Raw genomic sequence first — 18,578 nt, forward strand, 5'->3', positions numbered from 1 at the left:
TTTCAGGAGAACACGATGACACAACCTGTTTCACGCAAATGGTGGCTGGCGCTGAGTATCGCGGCGGCCCTGGCGAGCGCCCCCGCTTTTGCCGCCAAAGATGTGGTGGTGGCGGTCGGGTCTAACTTCACGACGCTCGACCCCTATGATGCTAACGATACTCTGTCGCAGGCGGTGGCGAAGTCCTTTTATCAAGGCCTGTTCGGCCTTGATAAAGAGATGAAGCTGCAAAATGTCCTTGCCGAGAGCTACACCGTGTCGCCGGATGGCCTGGTGTACACCATCAAGCTGCACAGCGGGGTGAAATTCCAGGATGGCACCGACTTTAACGCCGAGGCGGTCAAGGCTAACCTCGACCGCGCCAGCAACCCGGAAAACCATCTCAAGCGCTATAACCTGTATAAAAATATCGCCAGCACCGAGGCGGTTGATCCGACCACGGTGAAAATCACCCTCAAACAGCCGTTCTCGGCGTTTATTAATATTCTCGCCCATCCGGCGACAGCGATGATTTCGCCGACGGCGCTGAAAAAATATGGCAAGGATATCGGCTTCCACCCGGTGGGCACCGGGCCGTATAAGCTCGATACCTGGAACCAGACCGACTTCGTGAAGGTCAGCAAGTTCGATGGCTACTGGCAGCCGGGGCTGCCGAAGCTGGATTCCATTACCTGGCGACCGGTGGTCGATAACAATACCCGGGCGGCGATGCTGCAGACCGGCGAGGCGCAGTTTGCCTTCCCGATCCCCTACGAGCAGGCGCCGCTGCTGGCGAAAAACAGCAAACTGGAGCTGGTGGCCAGTCCGTCGATCATGCAGCGTTACATCAGCATGAACGTGACGCAGAAACCGTTCGATAATCCGAAGGTGCGCGAAGCGATCAACTACGCCATCAACCGCCAGGCGCTGGTCAAGGTGGCGTTTGCCGGCTATGCCACCCCGGCGACCGGCGTGGTGCCGCCATCGATTGCCTACGCTCAGAGCTATCCCGCGTGGCCTTACGATCCGGCGAAAGCGCGCCAGCTGCTAAAAGAGGCCGGCTACCCCAACGGGTTTAGCACTACGCTGTGGTCGTCACATAACCACAGCACCGCGCAGAAAGTGCTGCAGTTTACCCAGCAGCAGTTGGCGCAGGTGGGCATAAAGGCGCAGGTGACGGCGATGGACGCCGGTCAGCGGGCGGCGGAAGTGGAAGGTAAAGGGCAGAAAGAGAGCGGGGTACGGATGTTCTATACCGGCTGGTCCGCCTCCACTGGCGAAGCCGACTGGGCGCTGTCGCCGCTGTTTGCTTCCCAAAACTGGCCGCCGACCCTGTTCAACACCGCTTTTTACAGCAACCCGCAGGTGGATAGCGCGCTGAGCGAGGCGCTGAAAACCACCGATCCGCAAGAGAAAACCAAACTCTACAAAGCGGCGCAGGATATTATCTGGAAAGAGTCGCCGTGGGTGCCGCTGGTGGTGGAGAAACTGGTCTCCGCCCACAGCAAGAACCTCACCGGCTTCTATATCCAGCCGGACACCGGCTTCAGCTTCGAACAGGCAGATTTAACACCGTGAAGGTCGAGATGATGCCCTCCGGCGCTAGTGGGCGGAGGGCGGTTTTTACGCGGGGCGGGTTGTGGAGGTACGATGCTCAACTATGTGATTAAGCGCCTGCTGGGGCTGATCCCCACCCTGCTAATCGTCGCGGTGCTGGTGTTTCTCTTCGTCCATATGCTGCCCGGCGACCCGGCGCGGCTGATTGCCGGACCAGAGGCCGATGCCCAGGTGGTGGCGATGGTGCGCCAGCAGCTGGGGCTTGACCAGCCGCTGCACGTCCAGTTCTGGCACTACATCACCAACGTGCTGCGCGGCGATTTTGGCATGTCCATGGCCTCGCGGCGTCCCGTTGCCAGTGAGATAGCCAGCCGCTTTATGCCCACCCTGTGGCTGACGCTGGCCAGCATGAGCTGGGCAGTGCTGTTTGGCATGGCGGTGGGGATCGCGGCGGCGGTGTGGCGCAATCGCTGGCCTGACCGTCTGGGAATGGCGCTGGCGGTGAGCGGTATTTCGTTTCCGGCCTTTGCCCTCGGCATGTTGCTGATGCAGGTGTTTTCGGTTGAGCTGGGCTGGCTGCCGACGGTGGGCGCCGACAGCTGGCGGCACTATATTTTGCCGTCGCTGACCCTCGGCGCGGCGGTGGCGGCGGTGATGGCGCGCTTTACCCGCGCGTCGTTCGTCGATGTGCTGCATGAAGACTATATGCGTACCGCCCGGGCGAAAGGGGTGAGCGAAACGCGGGTGGTGCTCAAGCATGGTCTGCGCAATGCGATGATCCCGGTGGTCACCATGATGGGGCTGCAGTTCGGTTTCCTGCTCGGCGGCTCGATCGTCGTGGAGAAGGTCTTCAACTGGCCGGGGCTGGGGCGACTGCTGGTCGATTCGGTAGAAATGCGCGATTACCCGGTGATTCAGGCGGAAGTGCTGCTCTTTTCGCTGGAGTTTATTCTTATCAATTTAGTGGTGGATGTGCTGTACGCGGCCATAAACCCGGCTATCAGGTATAAGTAAGGTGCGATTGCTTAACTGGAGAAGGCAGGCGGCGCTGAACGCCATACCGGGCATCAGGCCCGGCGAGATCCATACCCCCTGGCATGAGTTCTGGCGGCGCTTTCGGCGTCAGCCGGTGGCCATGGGCGCCGGTATTTTCGTGCTGTTGCTGATTGCGGTGGCCATCGTCGCCCCATGGATAGCGCCGTACGATGCGGAAAATTATTTCGACTACGACCGGCTTAACGAGGGGCCTTCGCTGGTGCACTGGTTCGGTGTCGACTCTTTGGGGCGCGATATTTTCAGCCGGGTGCTGGTGGGGGCGCAGATCTCGCTGGCCGCGGGGGTGCTGGCGGTGCTGATTGGCGCGGCCATCGGCACGGTGCTTGGGCTGCTGGCCGGCTACTATGAGGGCTGGTGGGACCGGCTGATTATGCGTCTGTGCGACGTGCTGTTCGCCTTTCCGGGGATCCTGCTGGCGATCGCGGTGGTCGCCGTCATGGGTAGCGGGATGGCCAACGTGATTATCGCCGTGGCGATCTTCTCGATCCCGGCGTTCGCCCGGCTGGTGCGGGGCAACACCCTGGTATTAAAGCAGCAGACCTTTATTGAATCGGCGCGCAGCATTGGCGCCAGCGATGCCACCATCCTCTTCCACCACATCCTGCCGGGGACGGTGTCGTCGATCGTGGTTTATTTCACCATGCGCATTGGGGTATCGATTATTTCGGCGGCCAGTCTGTCGTTTCTCGGTCTCGGCGCGCAGCCGCCCACGCCGGAGTGGGGCGCGATGCTCAACGAGGCGCGGGCGGATATGGTGATGTCCCCGCACGTGGCGCTGTTTCCGGCGGTGGCGATTTTCGTGACCGTGCTGGCGTTTAATCTGCTGGGGGATGGCCTGCGCGATGCGCTGGATCCGAAGTTAAAGGGGTAGGGTGAGGGAAAGCACCGCCGTGCGGTGCTTTATATTATTTGTGGCTTCAGCGCACATTACGCTCCCGGTTAATCTTCTGCGTTATGTCTCTCATAGCGCAGGGAGCGCACAGGGGGCGGCCAGTCGCCGCCGCCCCCTGTACCCCCGGGCTCCGGCCAGCAACATCGCCACTGCGTGGTGCCTTCGACTTATCCCTGCAGGCTTCGGGTCGGGCCGAGGCAGCGTCCCTGCAAAACACGGCCCTCAGCCCGCATCCATGCGGGCTGCCCCGGCCTTCCGGGAACGTCTCAGCGATGTTGAGGCCGCCAGCACCGGCAGTTTCAGCGGCCCCATGTCCGGCGGCGATTCACATATTGGGACTGGACCCCGTAGGCCGGGTAAGCGTAGCGCCACCCGGCAAAATAACGGCGCAACAGGGTTGCCTGGAAGGTCATCAACGCTTGCCCGGCAGCGCTGCGCTTGCGCGGGCCTGGGGGGGGAGCCTACGGGAGGACCCCGTAGGCTGGGAATGCACTAAGCCGCTATCCGGGAAGCTGGACTAGACCCGGGTTCCCCACAGGTCGTATTCGTCGGCGTGCTCGACTTTCACCCGCACCACGTCACCCGGCTTAACGCCGGTTTCGCCGTTCAGGTAGACCGCGCCGTCGATTTCCGGGGCGTCGGCCATGCTGCGGCCAATGGCGCCTTCTTCATCAACTTCATCCACCAGCACCAGGATTTCGCGACCCACTTTTTCCTGCAGACGCTCGGCAGAGATCTGCTGCTGCAGCTGCATAAAGCGGTTCCAGCGCTCCTCTTTCACCTCTTCCGGCACCTGATCCGCCAGCTCATTGGCGGTGGCGCCTTCAACCGGGCTGTACTTGAAGCAGCCGACGCGGTCGAGACGCGCCTCTTTCAGGAAGTCGAGCAGCATCTGGAAATCTTCTTCCGTTTCCCCCGGGAAGCCCACGATAAAGGTGGAGCGCAGGGTCAGATCCGGGCAGATTTCACGCCACTGCTTGATGCGCGCCAGCTGACGGTCCGCGGAACCTGGACGCTTCATCAGCTTCAGGATGCGCGGGCTGGCGTGCTGCAGCGGAATATCGAGGTACGGCAGAATTTTGCCTTCTGCCATCAGCGGGATCACATCGTCAACGTGCGGGTACGGGTAGACATAGTGCAGGCGCACCCAGATGCCGAGCTTCGCCAGCTCTTCGCACAGGCTGACCATGCTGGTCTTCACCGGCATACCGTTGTGGAAACCGGTGCGGTGCTTGACGTCGACGCCGTAGGCGGAGGTGTCCTGCGAAATCACCAGCAGCTCTTTCACGCCAGCGTCAGCGAGGCGTTTGGCTTCCGCCAGCACTTCGCCAATCGGACGGCTCACCAGGTCGCCGCGCATGGACGGAATAATGCAGAAGGTGCAGCGATGGTTGCAGCCTTCAGAAATTTTTAAGTAGGCGTAGTGGCGCGGCGTCAGCTTAACGCCCTGTTCCGGCACCAGGCTCAGGAACGGGTTGTGCTTCGGCTTTGGCGTATAGTGGTGGACGTGCTCCAGCACCTGCTCATAGCTGTGCGGACCGGTGATCTCCAGCACCTTCGGGTGCACTTCACGGATCTGATCCTCTTTTGCGCCGAGACAGCCGGTGACGATCACTTTGCCGTTCTCTTTCAACGCTTCGCCGATCGCTTCCAGCGATTCCTGCACAGCGCTGTCGATAAAGCCGCAGGTATTAACGATCACCATATCGGCGTTGTCGTAGGTAGGAACGACGTCATAACCTTCGGTACGCAGTTCGGTCAGGATACGCTCTGAGTCCACGAGGTTTTTCGGGCAGCCCAGGGAGACGAAGCCGATTTTCGGCTGGTGCGTGACATTGCTCATAGCTTAAAAAGTGTTCAATTATTGGAATGGTCAGGGCAGGAATTCTACAGATCTTTGCGAAAAAGAGTATAGCTCCGTCACGGTTAATGGTGAAAAAGCGCACCCAGCCCTGCCTTTCATGCCCCTGCCGCTAAAGCGGATCCCGCACGCCCCGGAGCAGAGGGGCGGGAAACGCTTCCGGCAAGCCGTGCGCGCAAGCGGCGATTCACGCCCGGCGTTGCTGCCGGGCAGAGACTTATTGCGCCGGGGTGACGGCTCCGGAGGGGGCGGCGCCGGGCTTTTTCGGCTCGCGCTTATCCTGCAGCGTGAAGACAGAGATCAAAGTAAAGAGCCCGGCGATGCCGCCGAGGATCAGATAGGTGTCGGCGAAGCCAATAGTATCGTACAGATAGCCAGCCAGCGGGGAGTAAATGGCGGTGGCGATCGAGGCGACAAACAGCACCAGTAAATAGACTGTCGAAGAGAGCTTGTGGTCGAAGTTGGCGGCGATGAATTTAAAGACCGACACCAGAATTAACGGTTTCTCCAGGGCATGCATCATTTTTACTGCGCCAATCCACACCGGGCCAAGAGGCACCGCCGAACCAACAATACGTACCGACATGATCAGCCCGGCAATGATCAGCGCCCACTTGGCGCCGGTCCGGTTAACAAACCACGGCATCAGGCATAAGAACAGCGTTTCGCCGCACACCTGAATGGAGGCGAGGATCCCATACCAGCGGTTGCCTTCCTCCGGCGTCGGGAACTGTTGCGAAAAGTACTGGGCAAACTGCTGATCGTAGGTGTCATAAATCTGCGTGACGAACAGGGTAAAGAGCAGCAGCATCCAGAACTGACCATTCTTCGCCAGCTCGAGGGCATGGGAGACCTTCAGCGATTCGCTTCGCGCTACATCGGCGTCGGTTAATTCAATTTTGGTCAGCATAAAGCAGATGGCGGCGATGACGATGGCGAGGCTGGCGAGCCAGAAGGCCAGATTAGGATTGCTGTCGATATATTTACCCACAATCCAGGCCGCCGCTGCCCAGCCTAACGAGCCCCACATCCGCACCCGACCGTATTCGAACTGGTAGCGACGGGAAATCTTATCGATGTAAGAGTCGATCACCCCGCAGCCGGAGTTAAAGATGATCCCCAGATAGATCCCCCCCAGCAGCGCGCCGAACCAGAAATTGTGCACCAGCAGCGGCGCGTAAACATAGATAAAGAAGGGGCCCACCGGCAGGAGCAGGGCGACCAGCAGCCAGATAAGCCGTTTTTTCAGGCCGAACTTGTCGGAGATAAAGCCGAAGAAAGGCTGCATCAGCAGGGCGATAAAGGCGTTGACCGAGTAGAGCAGGCCGGTCTTCGTGGCGCTGATGCCAAGATGCTGGGTGGTCCAAATGACAAAGAAAGCCATGGTCGACGACCAGGCGAACAGGTAGAGGAAATCGAAAAGACTCAACAGAAGGTAGTTTCTTTTACCGGGCGTCATGGTTCAGTTCCTTGCAAACGGGCAGAGAGATTATCAGCGAACCGCGGCCGCGGTCGCTGTTTTTATTAAATGTTATACGTATTACATTAATGATTTGTTATGGCATTCTGTCTGACGATCGTGCAATAGCGTCTGCGTTATAATGTGATCATTGCAGCACTATTTTGGCCACTTAATGGCGATTATGGCGATTTTGTTTCTTCGTGAAATTAAATGTGATCGTGTGACATTATTTTTGTTGTAGACCTGACAAAGCGGCAAGGTTGTCAAATTGTAAAGGGTGTTAAAGTCTTGGGAATAATTGACCTGGCGCATCATTTTGTACAAAAAATAACCGTATTATGGATAGGGTAAAGGACGACAGAGGAGGAACCGTGATGACCGTTGACAGACTATACCGCCACCTTTTGCAGAAGCTCATTAACGCCAATATCGATATTGACGCCTATCTGCAGCTGCGGAAGGCCAAAGGCTACATGTCAGTCAGCGAAAATGACCATCTGCGTGAAAACTTGTTTGAGCTTTGCCGTGAAATGCGTGCCCAGGCGCCGCGCCTGCAGCATGTCATTTCACCGGAGGAAAAGGATGCCCTTCGTTTGGCCGGCGAGTCCGTCGCCGCCGCTGCAGTATGCCTGATGAGCGGGCATCATGATTGTCCGCTGTACATCGCTGTTAACGTAGAGAAGCTAGAACGCTGTCTGACAGGATTGACTTCAAATATTCATAAATTGAATAAATTGTCGCCAATTCCTCATGCCTGATCGGCTGAAACCCAGGGGAAGTGGATGCTTCCCCTGTTAAAGGTTATGTAAAAATCCCCGCGCAAATTTCCCCGCTGGCTACCCTTTAGCGCAGAGCTGACGAAAGGAGAATGCCATGCGTCCGATCCCGCTGCTGTTGCTATTGAGCGCCCTGTCGTTGCCGGCCCTGAGCCAGGCCGCGGCGCGGGTGGAGGTATTGCAGAACCGGCTGGCCCATCCGTGGAGCCTGGCATTTCTCCCCGGCGACCAGGGCATGTTGATTACCCTGCGTGGCGGCGAGCTCAAGCGCTGGCAGCCGGGTAAAGGCCTGTCGGCGCCGATAGCCGGCGTGCCGCAGGTGTGGGCCAACGGCCAGGGGGGCTTACTGGACGTGGCGCTGGCCCCGGATTTCGCGCAGTCGCGGCGGGTGTGGCTAAGCTATGCGGAAAGCGACGCCAGCGGCAAAGCGGGCACCGCGGTGGGCTACGGGCAGTTGAGCCAGGATGCCACTCAACTGACGAATTTCACCGTGGTGTTTCGCCAGCAGCCGAAACTCTCCGTCGGCAATCATTTTGGCGGCCGGCTGGTGTTTGACGGCAAAGGGCATCTCTTTATTGGCCTCGGGGAGAACAATCAGCGTCCCACCGCTCAGGATCTCGACAAGCTGCAGGGAAAAGTGGTCCGCCTGACGGAGAACGGGGGTGTGCCGCCGGATAATCCCTTTGTTGGCCGGGCCGACGTGAGGCCGGAAATCTGGGCCTACGGCATCCGCAACCCACAGGGGATGGCGATAAATCCGTGGAGCGGGGCGCTGTGGCTGAACGAGCACGGCCCGCGCGGCGGGGATGAAATTAATATCCCGCAGGCGGGAAAAAACTACGGCTGGCCGCTGGCGACGCACGGCATTAACTACAGCGGCCTACCCATTCCGGAGGCCAGGGGCAAAACGGTTCCGGGAACCGAGCCTCCCCTGTATGTCTGGCCGGTCTCGCCCGGGGTAAGCGGGATGGCCTTCTACGCGGCGCAGACCTTTCCCCAGTGGCAACATAAGCTGTTTATCGGCGCGCTGAAGGAGACGTCGCTGATTGTTCTGGCGGTGGACGGCAACCAGGTCCGCGAGGAGGGGCGCCTGCTGGAGGCGCGCGGGAAACGCATCCGCGACGTTCGCGTGGGACCCGACGGCTATCTGTATGTGTTAACCGACGAGTCTAACGGCGAGCTATTGCGGCTGAGTCCGGAGAAGTAGCGTCAGGTGACCGGGATCTGCACCACTTCGCGCCAGGCGGGACGCTGGCTAATCTGCTGATACCAGCGCTGCAGATGGGGCCGCGGTTGCCAGCTGTCGAGGATCGACAACAGGTTGTAGACGAAGGGGGCGACGGCAATATCGCCAAGGCCGAACTGCTCGCCAGAGAGCCACGGCATTTTGGCCAGTTCGTCATCCAGCATGGCGAACAGCGTTTCGCAGGCGCTGATCCCCGCGGCTATGGCCGCCGGGTCGCGTTGCTCCGGCGGCGTCCTCACCAGGCCCATTAACACCGGGCGATGAGCGGGAGAGAGGGTGCCGTTGGACCAGTCCATCCACTTTTCGCCTTGCGCGCGCTGCGCCGGCGCGGCCAGCCACAGACGGTCAACGCCATACTGGGCGGCAAGGTAGCGAATAATCGTATTTGATTCCCACAACACCACCCCGGTGGCATCGTCCTTTAACAGCGGCACCAGCCCGTTGGGGTTCATCGCCAGATATTCCGGGTCATGATTGAGACCAAACTCCAGCCCGGCGAGGATCTGCTCATACGGCAGATCCAGCTCCTCCAGCACCCAGCGCACTTTCTTCACGTTGGTCGAATTATTACGTCCCCACAGTGTAATCATTTTCGCTCCTGAGTTTGTTTCACTGCCGTTGCAGCGCGATCGGCGATCATGTTGGGATAAAGTTAATATTTAGGCAATCACGATCAAAAAAATTGTTCTGATTAAAGCACGGCGGCATGTTATTGCGTAAACTTTAAAAACTTTACCAACTCGCTGTTTCTTTAAGGTCATTTGTACGCTTTACTCACCGGTTGCTGCGGCGCGGTCAGAGTGGCGCGGCATATTTTGTTTGGAAAGGATACTTGGGTGGCTCTTATGATGCATGACGCTTTTTCCCTTCGCGGCCTCGCGGCAGGTTGCGCGCTGTTATTTCTTGTCGCACCTGCGGTGCAGGCTGCAGAACAACTCCCCGACGCCCCTTCGATTGACGCTCGCGCCTGGATCCTGATGGACTACGCCAGCGGGAAGGTGCTAAGCGAAGGCAATGCCGATGAAAAACTCGACCCGGCCAGTCTGACGAAGATCATGACCAGCTACGTGGTGGGGCAGGCGATAAAAGCGGGAAAAATTAAACTGACCGATATGGTGACCGTCGGGCGCGATGCCTGGGCGACCGGCAACCCGGCGCTGCGCGGCTCATCGGTGATGTTCCTCAAGCCCGGCATGCAGGTTTCCGTGGAAGATCTGAACAAAGGGGTCATCATTCAGTCCGGTAACGACGCCAGCATTGCCATTGCGGACTACGTGGCGGGCAGCCAGGACGCTTTCGTCAGCCTGATGAACGGCTACGCCAAAAAAATGGGGCTGACCAACACCACCTTTATGACCGTTCACGGCCTTGATGCGCCGGGGCAGTTCAGTACCGCTCGCGATATGGCGTTGTTGACCAAAGCGATGATCCACGATGTACCGGAAGAGTACGCGGTACATAAAGAGAAAGAGTTCACCTTTAATAAAATTCGTCAGCCAAACCGTAACCGTCTGCTGTGGAGCACCAACCTCAACGCCGATGGCGTGAAAACCGGGACCACCGCCGGGGCCGGCTATAACCTGGTTTCTTCGGCCACGCAGGGCGATATGCGTCTGATTGCCGTGGTGCTGGGGACCAAAACCGACCGCATTCGTTTTAACGAGTCAGAAAAACTGCTGACCTGGGGCTTCCGCTTCTATGAAACCGTGACGCCGATTAAACCGGATGCCACCTTCGTCACTCAGCGCGTGTGGTTTGGCGACAGCAGCGAAGCGAAACTGGGGGCTGGCGAAGCGGGCTCTATCACCCTGCCGAAGGGGCAGCTGAAAAACCTGAAAGCCAGCTACACCTTAAACCAGCCGCAGCTTACCGCGCCGCTGGAGAAGGGGCAGGTGGTCGGGACTATCGACTTTAAGCTGAATGATAAAACCATCGAGCAGCGCCCGCTGATCGTCATGGAGCCGGTGAAAGAGGGCGGCTTCTTCAGCCGAATGATCGACTTCGTACTGATGAAATTGCACGGCTGGTTCGGCAGCTGGTTCTCCTGATGTCATGACCGCGCCCGGCGGGGCGCGGTCCGTTCATGTTCAGTACAGCAGCGAAATCTGCTGCGCCTTCGCCAGCGCGACCAGCTCGCCATCCGGGCAGATGTCGCTGGCGATCACATCAAACTTCGCTAACGCCCCCATGCGCGCCGGACGCACTTTGCCAAACTTGCTGTGGTCTACCACCAGCACGTGGTAGCGCGCGTGTCGCATCGCCCAGTGCTTGACCGGCAGTTCCTCCAGGTTATAGCAGGTTGCCCCTTGCTCGCAGTCAATGCCCGCCGCCGAGTAAAAGGCGATGTCAGGGCTCAGATGGCTGAGGGTATCCTCAAGGCTCAGCGGCATAAAAATCGCGTTGCTGGCATGAAATTCCCCACCGCACAGGACCGCGCGGCACTGGGGCTTTTCCTGCAGGGCCAGAAAGGTGTTCAGGGAGTAGCAGACGCCAGTGAAGGGCAGGGCGTCGTCAATGGCGTCGATGATCCACGGGGTGGTGGTTCCGCAGTCGAAGAAGGCCATCTGATGGGCCTCCAGCAGCGCGGCCGCATGGCGGGCGGCGCGGCGTTTTTCCTCGACCAGCCGGGTTTTTTGGTCGCTGAGCAGGTAATGGGTGGCGCTGCGCGGCTCCAGCACAATGTATCCGCCGAGCAGCACGACCGGACCGCTGTGGCCGTTGAGGTCGCGACGAATGGTCATTTCCGACACCCCGAGCAGGGAGGCCGCTTCTTTCAGATGCAGCTTATCGCTGCGCTTGAGTGCCTGAATGAGCTGACTGATGCGTTCGTCACGGCGAGTTTCCATATTCCCTCTGCGCTAAAATTGCCCTGCGGAGGCAGGGCGTTAGCGGGATTTTACCTGTCGCTTGCGGGTTAGTCACGCGGTCGCCGCCGCGACGGTCGGCCTTTAGCCGCGCACCCAGCCTTTGCGGATCGGCAGGGAGAAGCAGAGGCGATAGAGGCGCTGCAGCTGACGGTACAGCGCCGAGCCGACAGTATGCCAGATTAGCGCCGCGCCAAGGCAGCCGCACATCCCGGCCAGCAGGCCGCCGACCATGTCCAGCGGCCAGTGGACGCCGAGATAGACGCGGGACCACGCGATGGCGGCGGCAAGGGCCATCAGCAGGGCGCCGGACCAGACGCGGTGCCAGAACAGGAAGGCCAGGGCAAAGGTAAAGCTGACGGTGCCGTGGTCGCTGGGGAAGGAATCGTCCGCCGCGTGGTGCAGGAAGTTATAGCCCACGCCAGCGACAAACGGCCGATCGTGCGGATAGAGGTGGCCGATCGCCCATGAGACGGTCAGGCTGATGCTCAGCGCCAGCATCAGCTTAAACACCATCTGCCGCTGGGCAGGCCCCCACAGCCACAAGGTCACCACCAGCAGGGGCACGATCAGAATTAGATCTTTAGCGATGAAAATCGCCACCTCAATGGCCCACTGCGGCGAGGCCGGGGTCGCGTTGAGCAGGGCGAACAGCGCGTAGTTAATATTTTCCAGCATAGACTTCCAGGCTCGTTGGTCCGATAGCAAATAAGCCGCTTACCCTAAATAAAAGCGGTGCGGAGATAAAGCAGTATTGTCTTAAATATCAGGTTGTTAAGAAATGTCGCCTTCTGAGGTGCGGCGCTAACTCCCTGAAAAGCGTCAGTATATCCTTTGTCACATGGCTGAAACATAAACGGAATATATACGCAGAGTGAATTGCTAAGGCGAGCCCTGACGCTGGCGCGAAACTCGCAATATTGTGCGGTGTCACCCACAATTCACTATCTCCGCGCCGGGAGTTTCATTACACTTTGCGCGATTTTTGATAGATAAGAGATTTCATGCAAAATTATTCGCTTTCAGGTCGCCGCCTCGGAAGGCAGGCGCTGCTGTTCCCGCTATGTCTGGTGCTGTACGAGTTTTCCACCTATATCGGCAACGATATGATCCAGCCGGGTATGCTGGCCGTGGTTCAGGAGTTTCAGGTGGGCAACGAGTGGGTACCCACCTCGATGACCGCTTATCTGGCCGGCGGCATGTTTCTACAGTGGCTGCTGGGGCCGCTGTCGGACCGTATTGGCCGCCGTCCGGTGATGTTGACCGGGGTGGTGTGGTTTATCGTAACCTGCCTGGCGACGTTGCTGGCGCAGACCATTGAACAGTTCACCCTGCTGCGCTTCCTGCAGGGGATCAGCCTGTGTTTTATCGGCGCGGTCGGCTACGCGGCGATCCAGGAGTCCTTTGAGGAGGCGGTGTGTATTAAAATCACCGCCCTGATGGCCAACGTGGCGCTGATTGCCCCGCTGCTGGGGCCGCTGGTGGGCGCCGCCTGGGTGCATATCCTGCCGTGGGAGATGATGTTCGTGCTGTTCGCCGTGCTGGCGGCTATCTCGTTTGTCGGCCTGCAGCGGGCGATGCCGGAAACCGCGACGCGACTGGGTGAAAAGCTGTCGGTCAAAGAGCTGGGCCGCGACTATCGGCTGGTGCTGAAGAACCTGCGCTTCGTCGCCGGCGCGCTGGCTACCGGCTTTGTCAGCCTGCCGCTGCTGGCGTGGATCGCCCAGTCGCCGGTGATTATTATCAGCGGCGAACAGGCGACAAGCTATGAGTATGGCATGCTGCAGGTGCCGATTTTCGGCGCGCTGATTGCCGGCAACCTGGTGCTGGCGCGCCTGACTTCGCGCCGTACCGTGCGCTCGCTGATTATCATGGGCGGCTGGCCTATCTTGTTTGGCCTGCTCCTCTCCGCGGCGGCGACGGTGGTCTCTTCCCACGCGTATCTGTGGATGACCGCCGGTCTGAGCTTCTACGCCTTCGGGATTGGCCTGGCGAACGCCGGCCTGGTGCGCTTAACCCTGTTCGCCAGCGAAATGAGCAAAGGCACGGTTTCGGCGGCGATGGGGATGCTGCAGATGCTGATCTTCACCGTCGGCATCGAGCTCAGCAAACATGCTTACGAGCTCGGCGGCAACGGGCTGTTCAGCCTGTTTAACCTGTTGGGCGGGGTACTGTGGCTGGGGCTGATGATCTACTTCCTGAAAGATAAAAGCGTCGGCAATTCGCAGCAGGGATAACCGGTTGAAAACCCGGATGCGCTCGCATCCGGGTCTTATCAGGCGAATGGCGCTTCGCGATCCAATACCTTATCGATAATCTGCAGAACACCCTCTTCGTTATTGTGCGGCGCGTGATAGCGGGCGACGGCTTTGACGTCTTCCCGGGCGTTGGCCATGGCGAAGCCAAATCCGGCGTGCTGCAGCATTTCGATATCGTTGCCGCTGTCGCCGAACGCCACCACCTCGTGATCTTCAATACCCCAGCGCTGTTGCAAAATACGCAGGCCGTTGGCTTTGTGCACCCCCGGGATAATTAAGTCGATGCTACCGTAGCCGGTGGCTACCGCTGTCACCATGTCCCCCAGCGCCGCGTGCAGCTTCGGCTGAATTTCCGGGATCAGGCGGTCCGGCACGTTGAGACCAAATTTGAGGATGGTGTCATCGAGATGGTTAAAATCATCCACCAGTTCAAGGCGGTGATAATACTTCGCCGCCACCCTCTTCAGCGCGTCGTTGTAGCGGTTGAGGGTGTAGGCGCTGCGCTTCCCGCAGGCGATGATTTCGATATTCGGCAGCGTCTGCAGATGGTCGACCACGGCGTTGAAATGGTGAACCGGCAGCTGGCAGTTGAAGACGTCTTCATTGTCGCTCACCACCCAGCCGCCGTTTTCCGCCACGAAGGCGATCTGGTGGGCGATCTCCGGGAAGAAGGAGATCAGCTGGTAGTACTGGTTGCCGCTGGCGACCACGAAGCGAATGTTTTGCTCGCGCATTCGCTGATACTGGGCGAGGAAGCGCGGCCGGTTGTAAGTTTTGGCATCGCTTAAAAAGGTGCCGTCCATATCCACCGCAATCAGTTTGATGCTCATTAGCTGTTCTCCATAACGGGTTCAGACTGTGGCTTAGCCACCGCGCGGGCGACCAGCGCCGCCACCATCACCAGGCCCAGCACCACCATCATGGCGCTGCGCAGGCCGAAATGCTCGCCGAGGAAGCCCAGCAGCGGCGGCCCGACGAGGAAAGCAAGATACCCGGTAATCGCCACCACGCTGACGCGCTTAGGGGCATCCGGACCGGTATCGCTGGCGGCGGAGATGGTCAACGGGAAGCCGAGCGAGGCGCCAATGCCCCACAGCAGCACCGAAATGCCCGCCACCCAGGGGTTGTCGACGAAGATAATCAGGCCAATGCCCATAGCGCCCATCACCGCGCTGCCGCGAACCACCGTCACCCGGCTGTAGCGATCGATAAACCAGCCGCCGGTAAAGCGGCCCAGCGTCATGCCGAGGGTGAAGCCGGCATAGATCAGCGAGCCGGAGGTGGGGCTAAAGCCGTGGCCGTCCACCATCAGCAGCGGCAGCCAGTCATTGGCTGAGCCTTCGGCGAAGGCCATCGCCAGGACGATGACCCCGATAAGCAGCAGCTGCGCATCGCGCCATACCGGCAGACCTTTCGCCTCGCCGTGGGCGGCTTCGGCGGCATTTTTACCGGTACCCTCCGGAATGGCACGGATAGCAATGGCGATGGGCAGGATGGCCACCAGCGCGGCCGCCAGGATATGCGGGGCGGCGGGAAGGCCGAACCCGGTCACCGCCATGCCCACCCCGGCGCCGAACAGGGTGCCAAAGCTGTAGAAGCCGTGCATCATCGGCAGCACCGTTTTATTCATCTCCCGCTCAACCGCCGCGCCTTCGACGTTAATGGCGACCTCTGCCGAGCCAAAGCTGGCGCCAAAGATGGCCAGACCGAAGGCGAACAGCGGGGCGGAGGCAAGCCACAGCGCCAGGCTGAGCACCAGCATGCCGAGTACGGCGAAGGACATGGTGGTGCGGATGACCTTGCGGGTGCCAAAGCGCTTCACCAGCCACGCCGAGCAGAGAATACCGCTCATCGACCCCACCGACAGGCCAAACAGCACGACGCCCATCTCTGCGGTAGAAAGCGCCAGCAGATCGCGGATCGCCGGCGTGCGGGTGGCCCAGGAGGCCATTAACAAGCCGGGGATGAAAAAGAACATAAACAGCGCCCACAGTCGAAGCTGGAGCGCTCTGCGCGAAGATTGCGTCGTCATCCGTAAACGCCTTAAAGGAGAAGAGTGAAGACAACAGTAGCAAGCATGTGTACATTTGTACATAAACCGGAAGAGGAAAATCATGGCCCGTAGACCGAACGATCCGCAGCGCCGCGAGCGCATCCTGCAGGCGACGCTGGACACCATCGCGGCGCACGGCGTCCATGCGGTGACGCACCGTAAAATCGCCACCTGCGCGAATGTGCCGCTGGGGTCGCTGACCTACTATTTCAGCGGCATCGAGGCGCTGATCGAGGAGGCGTTCAGCCTGTTTACCGCCGAGATGTCGGCGCAGTATCAGCAAAGCTTCGCCGGGGTAGCGAACCGGCAACAAGCCTGCGATGCCATCGCGGAGCTGATCTTCAGCGCCCAGGTGACCACGGCGCGCAATATGGAGCTAATGTACCAGCTGTACGCGTTCTGTAGCAGCCAGCCAGCGCTGAAGGCGGTGATGCAGAACTGGATGCGGCGCAGCCAGCAGACGCTGGAGCAGTGGTTTGCCCCTGACACCGCCCGCGGCCTCGACGCCTTTATTGAAGGGATGACCCTGCACTTTGTCACCGACCGCGCGCCGCTGTCGAAGGCGGCGATCCGCATGATGGTCGGGCAGCTGGCGGGGGAGAGGGCGCAGGAAGAGGGGAGCTGAGGCGGTGTTTCACCCGGAATGGCTAAACGCAGGCAACAAAAAACCCATCAACCTTGAACCGAAGTGGCGGGGTTGATGGGCTCCACAAAATGGGGACATCAAAGAAAAGCAGTGGCATTACTTATGACTGATGCCCTGAGAAAAAGTTCTGCCTGTGGCGGCTTTTTTCGCAAAAAATTTATTGTAGCCCCGGCCAGATGATCACGATGAGCGTCCCGGCGAGGGTGAGCAGCACGTTGGCGATGGCGTAGGTGCCCGCATAGCCGAGCGCCGGAATGTTGCTGCGCGCGGTATCGCTAATGATCTCCATCGCCGGGGCGCAGGTGCGCGCCCCCATCATGGCGCCGAACAGCATCGCCCGGTTCATGCGCAGCACATAGGCGCCAAACAGGAAGCAGATCACCACCGGCACCAGGCTGACGATAAGCCCTGCCGCCAGCATCTGGCCGCCGACGGCGCCCAGCCCGTTATTGATCCCGGCCCCGGCGCTGAGCCCGACCCCGGCCATAAACACCATCAGGCCAAACTCTTTCACCATGTTCAGCGCCCCCTGCGGGATATAGCCGAAGGTTGGGTGGTTGGCGCGCAGGAAGCCAAGCATGATGCCGGCGAACAGCAGGCCGGCGGCGTTGCCGATGCCGAAGCTGAAGGAGCTGAACTGGAAGGTGATCATGCCGATCATCAGGCCGACGATAAAGAAGGCGCAGAAGGCCAGCAGGTCGGTCACCTGGCTGTGAATGGAGATAAAGCCGATGCGATCGGCAACGGTCTTCACGCGGCGGGCGTCGCCGCTGACCTGCAGCACGTCGCCTTTGTTCAGCACCACGTTGTCGTCGATAGGCATCTCGATCTGGCTGCGAATAACCCGGTTCAGGAAGCAGCCGTGGTCGGTGAGCTTGAGCTGCGCCAGGCGGCGGCCGACGGCGTTGTGGTTTTTGACCACAATCTCTTCGGTGACGATGCGCATGTCGAGCAGATCGCGGTCGAACACCTCTTTACCGTTGCGGAAGCTCGGGTCGAGGCGAGCGTGCGCGTCCGGGTAGCCCACCAGCGCAATATCGTCGCCCATCTGCAGCACCGCGTCGCCGTCCGGGTTGGCCAGAATGCCGTTGCGGCGGATGCGTTCGATATAGCAGCCGGTCTGGCGATAAATGCCCAGCTCGCGCAGATTTTTGCCATCCGCCCACGCCACCAGCTCCGGGCCGACGCGATAGGCGCGGATCACCGGCAGGTAAACTTTACGTTTGGAATCGGTATCGAGGCCGCGCTCGCGGGCGATTTGCTGGGCGCTGGTCTGCAGATCCTGATGCTGCAGCTTGGGCATATAGCGGGCGCCGACGATGAGGCTCACCAGACCAACCAGGTAGGTCAGGGCATAGCCGAGGCTCAGATGGTCAAGCGACTGCGCCAGCTGATCGCTGGGCAGGCCGAAATGGCGCAGAGTGTCACCCGCGCCCACCAGCACCGGGGTGGAGGTCATCGCCCCCGCCAGCATACCGGCGGTGAGCCCGATATCCCAGCCGAACACTTTACCCAACACCATGGCGATCAGCATCGCGCTGCCGACCATCACCAGCGCCAGCATCAGATAGTTTTTCCCGTCACGGAAAAAAATCGAAAAAAAGTTAGGACCGGCTTCCACGCCGACGCAAAAAATAAACAGCATAAAGCCGAGATTAAGGGCATCGGTGTTAATCGCGAAATGCTGCTGACCTAATAATAGAGAAACGACTAAAACGCCAATGGAATTACCAAGTTGTACTGAGCCGAGACGCAGTTTTCCCAGGCATAGTCCTAATGCAAGTACAACGAATAATAACAGGATGTAATTCCCGTTTAACAAATCTGCGACGTTTATATTCACGAAAGCCAACTTCTCGTTTACTAGTAAGTTGTTGAAGGAAATGGTTATTTGGTCTAAGGTTGCTCAGGCGTTCGCGTTGTCGCGA

Annotated in this window: 16 protein-coding genes; 8 read left to right on the top strand and 8 right to left on the bottom strand. The window is 59.5% G+C overall.

Annotation, left to right across the window (positions count from 1 at the left end):
* The first annotated feature begins 15 nt into the window (after positions 1–15).
* From gsiB to gsiD, 3 genes are all read left to right on the top strand, one after another.
* Positions 16–1,557 (top strand): glutathione ABC transporter substrate-binding protein GsiB, encoded by a 1,542-nt coding sequence (gene gsiB / locus ABLV76_RS14110; protein WP_004886272.1) that lies wholly within the window; start codon positions 16–18, stop codon positions 1,555–1,557.
* A gap of 72 nt (positions 1,558–1,629) precedes the next feature.
* On the top strand, positions 1,630–2,550 hold the full coding sequence (gene gsiC / locus ABLV76_RS14115) for a glutathione ABC transporter permease GsiC (RefSeq protein ID WP_087832378.1): 921 nt from the start codon (positions 1,630–1,632) through the stop codon (positions 2,548–2,550).
* A 1-nt stretch (position 2,551) separates the two neighbouring features.
* The gene (gene gsiD, locus ABLV76_RS14120; RefSeq protein WP_348878362.1) at positions 2,552–3,463 is read left to right on the top strand and encodes a glutathione ABC transporter permease GsiD; all 912 of its coding nucleotides are present in this window, start codon (positions 2,552–2,554) and stop codon (positions 3,461–3,463) included.
* Between the two features lie 538 nt (positions 3,464–4,001).
* Here gsiD and rimO read toward each other — a convergent pair.
* Entirely contained in the window at positions 4,002–5,327 is a 1,326-nt protein-coding gene (gene rimO / locus ABLV76_RS14125; RefSeq protein ID WP_048294427.1) for a 30S ribosomal protein S12 methylthiotransferase RimO, read from the bottom strand.
* A 235-nt stretch (positions 5,328–5,562) separates the two neighbouring features.
* Entirely contained in the window at positions 5,563–6,804 is a 1,242-nt protein-coding gene (locus tag ABLV76_RS14130; RefSeq protein WP_049116963.1) for an oligosaccharide MFS transporter, read from the bottom strand.
* A gap of 377 nt (positions 6,805–7,181) precedes the next feature.
* Between ABLV76_RS14130 and bssR the strand changes: the two genes are divergently transcribed.
* Both bssR and ABLV76_RS14140 read left to right on the top strand, forming a co-directional pair.
* Positions 7,182–7,565 carry a biofilm formation regulator BssR gene (bssR, locus tag ABLV76_RS14135; RefSeq protein WP_004201285.1) on the top strand — a complete coding sequence of 128 codons (384 nt, stop codon included), beginning with the start codon at positions 7,182–7,184 and terminating at the stop codon, positions 7,563–7,565.
* 115 nt (positions 7,566–7,680) lie between these two features.
* Complete coding sequence (locus ABLV76_RS14140; protein WP_004201287.1) at positions 7,681–8,790, top strand: PQQ-dependent sugar dehydrogenase; 1,110 nt, start codon at positions 7,681–7,683, stop codon at positions 8,788–8,790.
* A 2-nt stretch (positions 8,791–8,792) separates the two neighbouring features.
* On the opposite strand, the gene ABLV76_RS14145 is transcribed toward ABLV76_RS14140, so the two are convergent.
* Entirely contained in the window at positions 8,793–9,419 is a 627-nt protein-coding gene (locus tag ABLV76_RS14145; protein WP_004201289.1) for a glutathione S-transferase family protein, read from the bottom strand.
* Between the two features lie 255 nt (positions 9,420–9,674).
* Between ABLV76_RS14145 and dacC the strand changes: the two genes are divergently transcribed.
* Positions 9,675–10,877: a serine-type D-Ala-D-Ala carboxypeptidase gene (gene dacC, locus ABLV76_RS14150; protein ID WP_004201290.1), complete on the top strand. Its 1,203-nt coding sequence runs from the start codon at positions 9,675–9,677 to the stop codon at positions 10,875–10,877.
* A 39-nt stretch (positions 10,878–10,916) separates the two neighbouring features.
* Here dacC and deoR read toward each other — a convergent pair whose 3' ends face one another.
* Entirely contained in the window at positions 10,917–11,675 is a 759-nt protein-coding gene (gene deoR / locus ABLV76_RS14155) for a DNA-binding transcriptional repressor DeoR (RefSeq protein WP_348878363.1), read from the bottom strand.
* 102 nt (positions 11,676–11,777) lie between these two features.
* Entirely contained in the window at positions 11,778–12,371 is a 594-nt protein-coding gene (gene ybjG, locus ABLV76_RS14160; RefSeq protein ID WP_004201292.1) for an undecaprenyl-diphosphate phosphatase, read from the bottom strand.
* A gap of 326 nt (positions 12,372–12,697) precedes the next feature.
* Between ybjG and kdeA the strand changes: the two genes are divergently transcribed.
* Positions 12,698–13,930 carry a multidrug efflux MFS transporter KdeA gene (kdeA, locus tag ABLV76_RS14165; RefSeq protein WP_023320039.1) on the top strand — a complete coding sequence of 411 codons (1,233 nt, stop codon included), beginning with the start codon at positions 12,698–12,700 and terminating at the stop codon, positions 13,928–13,930.
* Positions 13,931–13,968: 38 nt separating this feature from the next.
* Here kdeA and ABLV76_RS14170 read toward each other — a convergent pair whose 3' ends face one another.
* Together ABLV76_RS14170 and ABLV76_RS14175 are read right to left on the bottom strand one after the other, a co-directional pair.
* Positions 13,969–14,781: a Cof-type HAD-IIB family hydrolase gene (locus ABLV76_RS14170; protein WP_211773437.1), complete on the bottom strand. Its 813-nt coding sequence runs from the start codon at positions 14,779–14,781 to the stop codon at positions 13,969–13,971.
* Positions 14,781–15,983, bottom strand: coding sequence for an MFS transporter (locus ABLV76_RS14175; RefSeq protein WP_057214130.1), 1,203 nt, complete (start codon positions 15,981–15,983; stop codon positions 14,781–14,783). The genes ABLV76_RS14170 and ABLV76_RS14175 overlap by 1 nt, the downstream gene beginning before the upstream one ends.
* 82 nt (positions 15,984–16,065) lie before the next feature.
* Between ABLV76_RS14175 and ABLV76_RS14180 the strand changes: the two genes are divergently transcribed.
* Positions 16,066–16,629 carry a TetR family transcriptional regulator gene (locus ABLV76_RS14180; RefSeq protein ID WP_004201296.1) on the top strand — a complete coding sequence of 188 codons (564 nt, stop codon included), beginning with the start codon at positions 16,066–16,068 and terminating at the stop codon, positions 16,627–16,629.
* Between the two features lie 178 nt (positions 16,630–16,807).
* On the opposite strand, the gene ABLV76_RS14185 is transcribed toward ABLV76_RS14180, so the two are convergent.
* A complete protein-coding gene (locus tag ABLV76_RS14185) occupies positions 16,808–18,493 on the bottom strand; it encodes an aspartate:alanine antiporter (protein ID WP_004179131.1) in 1,686 nt (561 codons plus the stop codon).
* Positions 18,494–18,578: the final 85 nt, after the last annotated feature.

This window comes from Klebsiella sp. GB_Kp047, from assembly GCF_040065235.1.
Classification (GTDB): Bacteria; Pseudomonadota; Gammaproteobacteria; order Enterobacterales; family Enterobacteriaceae; genus Klebsiella; species Klebsiella quasipneumoniae.